Annotated in this window: 9 protein-coding genes and 1 pseudogene; 6 read left to right on the top strand and 4 right to left on the bottom strand. The window is 63.5% G+C overall.

Annotation, left to right across the window (positions count from 1 at the left end; genetic code table 11):
* Positions 1-762 (top strand): helix-turn-helix domain-containing protein (locus BT98_RS26295; RefSeq protein WP_051544353.1); only part of this gene is annotated, 762 nt, incomplete at its 5' end.
* Between the two features lie 295 nt (positions 763-1,057).
* Complete coding sequence (locus tag BT98_RS27390; protein WP_139341758.1) at positions 1,058-1,615, top strand: hypothetical protein; 558 nt, start codon at positions 1,058-1,060, stop codon at positions 1,613-1,615.
* Positions 1,616-1,643: 28 nt separating this feature from the next.
* On the opposite strand, the pseudogene BT98_RS25190 reads toward BT98_RS27390, so the two are convergent.
* A pseudogene (locus BT98_RS25190) lies at positions 1,644-1,967 on the bottom strand (integrase core domain-containing protein); the annotation flags it as partial.
* Between the two features lie 127 nt (positions 1,968-2,094).
* Between BT98_RS25190 and BT98_RS25195 the strand changes: the two are divergent.
* Both BT98_RS25195 and BT98_RS26835 read left to right on the top strand, forming a co-directional pair.
* Positions 2,095-2,364, top strand: coding sequence for an IS3 family transposase (locus BT98_RS25195; RefSeq protein ID WP_019461256.1), 270 nt, complete (start codon positions 2,095-2,097; stop codon positions 2,362-2,364).
* A 684-nt stretch (positions 2,365-3,048) separates the two neighbouring features.
* Positions 3,049-4,080, top strand: a complete 1,032-nt coding sequence (locus tag BT98_RS26835; RefSeq protein ID WP_157223108.1) for a replication protein RepA — start codon at positions 3,049-3,051, stop codon at positions 4,078-4,080.
* Positions 4,081-4,441: 361 nt separating this feature from the next.
* Here BT98_RS26835 and BT98_RS27395 read toward each other — a convergent pair whose 3' ends face one another.
* Positions 4,442-5,167, bottom strand: coding sequence for a hypothetical protein (locus tag BT98_RS27395; RefSeq protein WP_139341759.1), 726 nt, complete (start codon positions 5,165-5,167; stop codon positions 4,442-4,444).
* Positions 5,160-5,876, bottom strand: a complete 717-nt coding sequence (locus BT98_RS0119465) for a ParA family protein (RefSeq protein WP_019461257.1) — start codon at positions 5,874-5,876, stop codon at positions 5,160-5,162. Before BT98_RS0119465 ends, BT98_RS27395 begins: the two co-directional genes overlap by 8 nt.
* Before the next feature lie 417 nt (positions 5,877-6,293).
* Between BT98_RS0119465 and BT98_RS27400 the strand changes: the two genes are divergently transcribed.
* Both BT98_RS27400 and BT98_RS27405 read left to right on the top strand, forming a co-directional pair.
* Positions 6,294-6,446, top strand: coding sequence for a hypothetical protein (locus BT98_RS27400; RefSeq protein WP_155985209.1), 153 nt, complete (start codon positions 6,294-6,296; stop codon positions 6,444-6,446).
* A gap of 257 nt (positions 6,447-6,703) precedes the next feature.
* Positions 6,704-6,904: a hypothetical protein gene (locus tag BT98_RS27405; protein WP_147292501.1), complete on the top strand. Its 201-nt coding sequence runs from the start codon at positions 6,704-6,706 to the stop codon at positions 6,902-6,904.
* Between the two features lie 192 nt (positions 6,905-7,096).
* Here BT98_RS27405 and BT98_RS0119470 read toward each other — a convergent pair.
* A partial coding sequence (locus tag BT98_RS0119470; RefSeq protein ID WP_211254414.1) for a DUF6880 family protein occupies positions 7,097-8,628 on the bottom strand: 1,532 nt, incomplete at its 5' end.

Genomic DNA, 8,628 nt, shown 5'->3' on the forward strand with positions numbered 1-8,628 from the left:
TGGGGTGGCCACGGTGGCGAGGTGGGCGCGGTCGCCGCCGAGCACCCGGTGGAGCAGGCGCTCGCCCTGGCCCGCCTGTTGACGCGGCTGCCGGTCTTTCGCGGCGATCCGCTCGATGACGCCGATCGCCTTGCCGCGGCGCTGCGCAGCTTGGGTGACAGCGCCTGGCCGGCGGCGGCCGCATCGCCCGGGGCCGTAGCCCCGGACGTCGCGGCCTGGCGGCGAGGCTGGCTGCGGACGGGGGAGGGGACGCCGGCGATCCTCGCCGCCGCGCAGGCCGCGGCCCGCTGGCTGCGCGAGGCCGGAGAAGGCGACCTCGCCCGGCCGGAGCCGCAGCAGGCGATCCTCCTGGCCGCCGTGCTGCTCAAGCGCCGGCGGCGGCTGGCGCAGGTGCCTCTGGTCTTCTGGAGCGGGGCTGGGCCGGGGGAGCGGCTGCCGCACCCCAGCGGGGATCCGGCCGCGTGGCCGGGGCTGTTCCTCGCCCACGTGGCGGCCGCCACCCGACGCGGGCTGGAGGTGCTCGACCGGCTGGAGGCAGCACAGGCGAAGCTCGCAACCCTGGCCGAAGGCGCGCGGCGCTCCTCCTCGCTGCCCGCCGCGGCGGCGCTGGTGCTGCGCCGGCCGCTCGTCACCGCGCCTCAGCTGGCGAAGGACCTCGGCTTGACCCATCAGGGCGCGCTGCTGATCCTGGCCAGGCTGCAGGAGGCCCGGATCGTCCAGGAGGTGACGGGCAGGGGGAGCTTCAGGGCCTTCGCGGTGTAATGATCCATTATCGTGCCTAATTGACGGCAAAGATTCGCAAAAACAAGGCTCTAGGCGGATTTGGCCGTGGCTCTTCCCACAAGGACTGCCGGGCAACAACTCTCCAAAGCCCGCACACGACGACGGATACCGGGATCAAACCTTGCAACCCTTGCGAGGAGCTTGCTCAGCCGCGCCCGATGGCAACGCCCCGGTCCGGATTTGAAGACCGGCCCCGATTCAAATTTGAATCTTCTTTCACAGGAGGTGGATGGGGTAGAGGAAGTTCCTGTTTCGTTCGAACAGGGAGTACTGAATGCCCCGGATCGCTCGCGAGGAGCACCACAGGATCCGCGAAAGGGTCGAGGCCGGCGAAAAGGTGGCCGCCGTGGCAGCCAGCTATGGCTGCACGCCCGCCAATATCTACGCCATCCTGGCCAGGCTGCGGCAGGCCGGACCGGGCACAGAGGCGCCCGGACGGGCCCTCGCAGACCGAACACAGCCTGTAGTGCCTCCCGTCGAAGCCGGACCGGTGCCGGAACTCCCCTTGGTACCCCCTGAGCCGCAAGCCATGGAGGCACTCCGGAGCACCCAGCCGGTCGGCAAGCCTCCAGCAGGGACGCCAGCAAAGAAGCAGGCCGCGCCCCCTCCCCTGCTCAGCCATAACTCATCCCCCGCTCCCGAGGGCACACGCGCCGGCTTTGCCCTGATGATGCGAACTGGAGACGGCGAGGAAGCGATGACCCCGTTCCGTTCGCTTGAGGAGTTGCTCTCTGCCGCCAAGCCCCTGCTGCGGCAGGCCGCCCGCAGTCCGGACCCCGTCTGGTTCTCTATCCAGCGCGTCGATCTCGATAAGCTGGAGGAGGCACTCTGAAGGCGCTGGAGCCTCTGGCTATAGCAGTCTAGGTAAAGTGGTCCTCGGATTTCGGATTGAACCACCCCGGTTTTTCCGGAAGCTGATTGGTTTGGGTTACGCGGCCAGGGCTGGTGCACTGCGCAGCATAGTAGCGCGCCTCGGCTTCGGCCGATGGCATGTTGCCGATCGGCTCGGGGACGCGTCGGTGGTTGAACCAGTCCACCCACTCGATGGTCGCGTACTCGGCGGCTTCCAGCGATCACCACGGGCCGCGGCGGCGGATGGCCTCGGTCTTGAACAGCCCGACCACCGTCTCGGCGAGTGCATTGTCGTAGGAAGCACCAACGCTCCCGGCGGACGGCTCGATCCCGTCAATCTCAGCTTGGCCCGGGAGCACCGATCCGATCGTCGCCACTTCGCCATCGCCCACACTCTCTGCCCCGGTGTTACGATGACCACCTGAATCCCCCCAATATGCTTCCGCCGACTACCGGCGCGTGCTGGAGTGGCGCGGCATCGAGCAGTCTGTGAGCCGCCGGGGAAACTGCCTGGACAACGCGCGCATGAGGAGCTTCTTCGCCTCACTCAAGAAAGAGCATATTCACCAAGCCCGGTTTCGCACCCGCGAGGAAGCCAGGGCGGCGATGTTCGACTGTACCGAAGTCTTCTACAATCGGCAGCGCCTTAACTCAGGCACCAGCTACAGTACACCCATCGAGGCGCGCGAGGCCATGAGCGCGGAGACCACCATGCCACTCGCCGCGTGACGCTCTGATCTCACCCCTCCACCCCTCAGGGGGAAAGTCCGGCCGAGTTATCCTTGTGTTTCCACGCTGATTCCGACAACCCAATCGCGCTGACCTCACCACCCGGAACCAGCGCAAATTGCGCTGATTTCGACACGCGAATCCGTGTTGTCCACGCTGATTGCGACACCCCTTCCTATAAGAGAGATACAACTAAAAACGATAGGAGCAGATTGGGGTGGCAGAATCAGCGCATCCCGAAACTCTTCTCGACCTTAGCGAGGCCTTCTCCAGCTCATGGAACGTGATGCGCGCGGCCAGGGGTGGCGAAGTCAGCGTATAGTGGCCTTTGTATACGATCAGCTAACCGTCTGGGTGTCGGAATCAGCGCAGAAGGATCAACAAATCTTGCCATTCCAGCCTCTTGTACTCATTTGGGTGGTCGATTCAGCGCAGTTTGAAGGCCTAAGGTGGCGAAATCAGCGTAACCGAGACTCCGAGAATTCGCCAAAGCGCTGAATCGGCCACCCAGACGGAAAAACTGCGCTGATTGAACCACCCGCACCTAGATCCAAAGCACCGAGATGCTGGGATACTGCGCTGAATCGACCACCCAGAAAGCGATTTTTTGGTTCCAGGTGGTGAGGTCAGCGCAACACACGCCCAGTTTCCGCTATGAACAACGCAGTAGGGGAGCCCATAGGCATGACGAATGGTCCAGCCGAACAGCTTGGTTTGAGTCTGGTGAGCATCGCTGAAGCACATCGTCTTGCTGACTCCTCACCAAACGCTGGCGTTCGAACCCGTGCCCGCAATCGGGTAGATACGCTCCATGGCCTGCTGAGTGCACTGCCAACATCGGAAGACCTTACCTTCAACCACTCAGGCCTATGCCAGACCAGTTTACCCCACAGCCGTCCAGTATCGAATACCGCAGTGTGGAAGCGCCAGAACGGTCGCTTCACACTGATGATCCGGCCAGGTGTTATGAGCGGCGTGACCAGCACCGTAACCATTAGAGGCAAGGTGCCGGAAAAAGGTGAAGAGGATTACGTCGGCGTGCCTTTTGGACCAAAGGCAAGGCTGATTATGTTTCACCTTCAGACTGAAGGACTGAAAAGTCGGACCGTGCCTTTGGGAAAGAACCTTAGTGCCTTTCTGCGCAGTCTTGGGCTTGAAGTTCGAGGTGGACCGCGTGGCACCATCAAGCCAATCCGGGAGCAGGCACTCCGCATCGGCCGTTGCACCTTCACGATGCAATGGGACGCTCAAGATGGCGCAAGGACCATCATTATCGATAGTAACATCGTCGAGGGTATGGATCTTTGGAACCCGGGATCGGAGGATTGGTCCGGGGAAGTGCAACTGAGTCAGCGCTTTCACGACCACCTGCGTGAGCATGCAGTGCCGCTGGACCGGCGAGGCATCGCTCTGCTGTCTAACAACTCGCTGGGATTAGACCTCTATGCGCTCTTCGCTCACCGCCTACCCCGCCTGAAAACGAGCCTACGCCTCACGTGGGAGCAGCTCGGCGGCCAGATCGGAAGTGAGTCAGAACCGAAGGAGTTGGCGCGCAAGGTCCGCGAAACCCTTCCCAACGTTCTACGTGCCTATCCCAACGCTAAGGTCGAAGTGGAGGCACAGCAAGGCCGCACGCCTGGCCACTTGATCCTATATCCCTCGCCTCCAGCCGTACCTAAGACATCCGTCCAGGGCTTCAGACTGATCGAAGGCTGAAGCGTTTACCGTACCATTCTCAGCCTTATACGATGCAGTGTTTGCAGGCACCAACTCCGGCGCGGGGTCTATCGCTCCACAGCCCGGCTTGAGGCCAGGATCTCATGTGGATCGACCGAGGGCCTGCGACCCCGCCTGGCAAGCTCGGGCATCAGCGGCTCGACCCTGTGCCCACTCCTCGTCCGTTAGGTCAGACGGATAGCACTTCATTTTGCGGGCAACACCGGCCATCCGGCGGCGCGTCTCTCGGGTCCACGTCTCAAGCCTGAATCGGTCCGTGCGGCCGCTGCCAATCCTTCCTCAAACGGTCACCAAGTCACTGCTTGTCATGATCGCTGTCATAGTCAAACCTCTTCAGCATCTAACTGCTGCGCTGAGAGCGTTTAGAAAGCTGCGTTTTGATCTGTTCGAGACGTCCTTGCACCGAGGCTAGGTCGTCCAGCAAACGGCGTTCCCGCTTACGCAGCACTCGCTCTTCTTCGCGTAGCACTGCGGTTTCGTCGGCTGGCTCTACTTTGCGCTGAGCTCCCATTTGCTCGGGCGGTGGTAGCCGCTTGAACTCCTCCACTTCACGTCGGGTGACAGTTGGACGCAGTAGCCCCTGCTCCCTAGCAGCAGCCAACTGCCAGTCCTCAAAGGTCGTTAGCACATAGGCGGTGGAGAAAGACTCGGGGCAGACTTCACGGGGCAAGCGGCCGTCGTCGATATTGCGAGCAATGGCACGATACATCGAAGCGGTGTTCTTAGGCAGACCAAGCAAGCGTGGGCCACCTTCCAACAGATGGTTCCATTCCCATTTGGTAAAGATCTGCTCAGCCCGTAGCAACGCACGTCCCATGTCGATGATAGCATCGAGCTGACGGTCCGTACCACGCTTGATGCTGTTTCGTAGCAACGTCGCTGCGCGAACCTTTTCCCTATCTTCTAGTACACTTGTGCCAGCAAAGTGCTGGTTAAAGGCTTGCACGAAGCTTTCATCAGCGATCTCCAAATCACGCAGGCCGTTGGCCTGACGATCAGGTGTTGCAATGGCAGCGCCTAGCTTATCACCCAGTGTCAGGATACGCGTTTCGCGCTTGCTACTCACCCTGCACCTCCACCTTCATCTCGCGCCTCAAGTAGTCCCACACAGCCGCAAAGTCGCTGCGTGCTTTTGATTTCGAACGATCTACGGCAGCCAATCCATCTATCGAGTAAGCATGCGCGTCCGACAGATGGCGTACCTCAACCGGGCAGAGTGGACCAAGACGGTTCAGTTGCGCCCGAGCAGCTTCGAAAAACGTCTCGCGACGATTGGCCCTGTTCATGCACGTGGTCACGTTGAAGCCGAGATTGAGCAACTGCTCGATCCAAGGTCCGGTGCTGTCAAGGTCGCTCATGGTCGCACCCGTAGTCACCATGATCAGGTCGGCTTCACCACAAATCCCATGTACCTCGGCAATGCAGTGATCCACCGATGGCAGCATATCGATAAGCGCCAAGTCGTAGTCGCGGATCGCCTCGAGCACTTTTCCCCAGTCGTTGATGTTGGCTGGCAGGATATCGAACGTCTGCACGTCACGACGCTTGGCGGCTGTCTGCTCCCGTCGTCTCGCCCACTTGGTCAAGGTACCCTGTGGGTCGAAGTCGACGCCCACGACATTGAGCCCCTCGCTCGCGATCAACGGCAGCAAATTCTGAGTGAAGGTGGTCTTGCCCGTCCCACCCTTCGGTGAACTCAGCACCAGGACCCGGCACTTGCGCTCACGCTTCGGAAGTGACTTGGAGCGTGTTCTGCGGGCATGCGCGGGCAGCATCGCGATTCTCCTTCAACGATGTCAGGACATTGGCCGAACAAAGTCCTATCCGGCAAGACGCTAAGGACAACTTTGTTGTAGATGGTTCAACCGGTTGAACTTTTCAGCGCCCGCTTCAGAGCGTTCAAGGCATGGTGAGCGGCGGGGCTTCTACATGTTCGGAGGGTGTCTGACGTCCTTCGATCTGGCCATGTGGCCCCCTGCTGACTGCGCGCAGCTTGCGCGACGAGCACAGATCTACGCAACGTGCCTGACCAATGCAAAGTGGCACTGGTCGAGCCCTTCCCGTTCGATCCAGCGCGCACGGGGCGGCCCCGGTCCTGGCCGATGCGACTGTTGCTGGACGCCATCCTCTACGTGCTCCGCACGGGATGTACTTAGGACCACTGGCCCCGCGACTTTCCGCTGCCCGGGACCGTGCACCGCTGGTTCCTACGCCTCTCGCGCTACGGCACCTTCGAGCGACTGGCGCACGCGCTGACCATGGACCGCGAGCGTGTCGGCCGGGAAGCGTTACCCCCAGCGGCGGTGCTGGGCGCTCAATCCGTCCGGTCGGGGGCGTCGGCGTGAAGGGCGCCAATGGCTACGATGCCGGGAAGAAGGTGACAGAGCGCAAGCGTCACGCTCTCTCGGCGGCCTGCTTGCACGACAGCCGAGGAGGGGCAGCCCTCCAGGCCATGTCGCGCCATCCTTGGCCGTTCCTGGCCCGCTGCTTCACTGACTACGCCTACGCCGAGGTCCGTGTGGCCTAGGCATCTCCAGTCGCAATCACCCTCGTCAGCGCACCATCCGGCCAGAAGGGCTTCGCCGTGCAGCCTAGGCGCTGGGTGGTCTACGACCGCTTTATCCGCTTGAAGCGCATGAGCGTCTTCAACCGCATTTTTGCGGGGATGACCGGACGCAAAGGGCACCCAGACCGGCTGATGATCGGCGCCGCTCATCTCAAGGCCCACGGCACCACAGCCAGTCCGCTCAAAAAGGGGCTGTTCCCCGACGTATCGACAACAAACGCTTCCGCCAAGCCCTGACCGCTCGCGGCATTAAGCCATGCATTCCGTCACGCCGCGGCCGCAAGTAATGCATTCCGCATGACAGGATTCCGTATCGCCAGCGATACCGCGTCGAAGCCGCCATCCGGATGCTCTGGCTGGTCGAGGGAGAGCTGGATGAGGCCGACCCGGCGGTGTGGCTGCTGGGTAAATCGGTGCGACTGGTTGCTGTCAGATCCGGCCCTCCAGCAGAGTCCAGAATCCCACCTTACGGCCGTGCTCACGTCTGAGGCGAGCCAGGAAGTCATCATGGCTCTCGAGGCCGGGTTCTGCTGGCAGCCGCGATGCGAGGCTGGTGCAGGCCCGGACGTCACGCACCGCGTACCCGTACTGCCGCGAGGATGCCCGCCGCAGCACGTCCTCGGCCAGGATCCGGTGTAGCAGCGTGGCGGCAACTGGGTATCGTTCGGCCAGCGCCTCGGACGCCGGGCGGAGCCGGCTGTAGTCGCGCCCGTCCATCTCGCCATGATGCGCCCGCACCAGTCGGTTCGCCGCTTCGAGGTTGGGCCAGCCGATCAGGAAGCTGAGTGCTTGGATGCGATCGGGGTGCGCCAGCGCATGCGCCATGGCTTGGTCCTCCGCATCCACGTCGTCGAAATCCGGCAGGTGGCGAAGATAGGGGCGCAGATGCTGCGGCATGAGCCAACGCTGGAATGCGGCCCAGCGGAGTGCTTGCGCCTCCTCACGCCGCCCGAGCGCGTCCAGCGCAGCGATGCGCAGGTCGGTATGCCGGACCACCTCGCTCTCGTGCCGACCGGGCGCCCGATCCAGCCAAGCGAGCGCCTCGCCGGGGCGCCCATGTGCGATCAGGCGCTCGGCGATGTCGCCGGCGAAGTTCTCCGCCCGGCCATCGGCTTCGGTGGCCGCGATATAAGCATCAACGTCACTCTCGAGGTCGGCCAGGTCGCGCAGGCGGAAAGCGATCTGGTCGCGCCCTTGCCAACTCTCGAACGCGTTGGTCTTCCGGGAACGCGGCAGCGCGGCGAGGCGCGCCTCCAGCAGACGGCGCAGTTCCGCCCGGCCCTCGGGACCGAGCACCGGGCCGGCCGCGTCCAGCAGTCGGTCGGTCTCGCCCTGGCCATCGGCATCCCAGAGCGCCAGGACCTCGCCGGCAAGCACCAACGAGTCGCGGTGCGGCAGCCGCGCCCAGAGCCGTCCGAGTTCGGCACCGACCTGTCGGAACACCTCGCCCAGCGTGCCACTGCCATCGTCGCTGCGCTTGAACACGTTGTCGGCGAGACCAAGCAGCAACCGCATCTGTGCCACGGCCGCCCGCGGGTCGGTCGCGGCCAAGGGGCCGGCGATCGTCTCGCGCAGTCTGTCGAGCTCGCGGGCGAGGGGGCGCACCTTGTCCCACTCGATAAACCCCCGCGCGCGCCCGATAGTGCGCAGCCGCTTCTCCACCTCGGTGGCCAGTCGGCCACTCCCATCCGTCCCGGCCAGTGCCAGGCGCAGCGTGCGGGCCAGCGCGGCATCCTCCTTGGCTTGCGCCATCAGCAGCTCGGCCAGCTGTGGCGCGCCCAGTTGCTCCAGCGCCTCGGCGCTGAGCGCACGCGAACGCGGCGCGGCCTTCTTCGGCTTGGGATGGTCAGGGGCGGGCAGTGCGGGCTCCTCATTGGCCACCGGTGGCGGGGTGAGGCGCGAGCGGGATACCCGGGCGCGTGGTGACATGCTCAACTCCTCACGGCTCTGGAATCGGCGGG

Source organism: Roseomonas mucosa ATCC BAA-692, from assembly GCF_000622225.1.
Taxonomy (GTDB): domain Bacteria; phylum Pseudomonadota; class Alphaproteobacteria; order Acetobacterales; family Acetobacteraceae; genus Roseomonas; species Roseomonas mucosa.

Coding starts and splice junctions, on each gene's coding strand:
- BT98_RS0119465 (WP_019461257.1), bottom strand. CDS start 5,876: ATGCTGCCCGCGCATGCCCGCAGAACACGCTCCAAGTCACTTCCGAAG.
- BT98_RS26835 (WP_157223108.1), top strand. CDS start 3,049: ATGACGAATGGTCCAGCCGAACAGCTTGGTTTGAGTCTGGTGAGCATC.
- BT98_RS27390 (WP_139341758.1), top strand. CDS start 1,058: ATGCCCCGGATCGCTCGCGAGGAGCACCACAGGATCCGCGAAAGGGTC.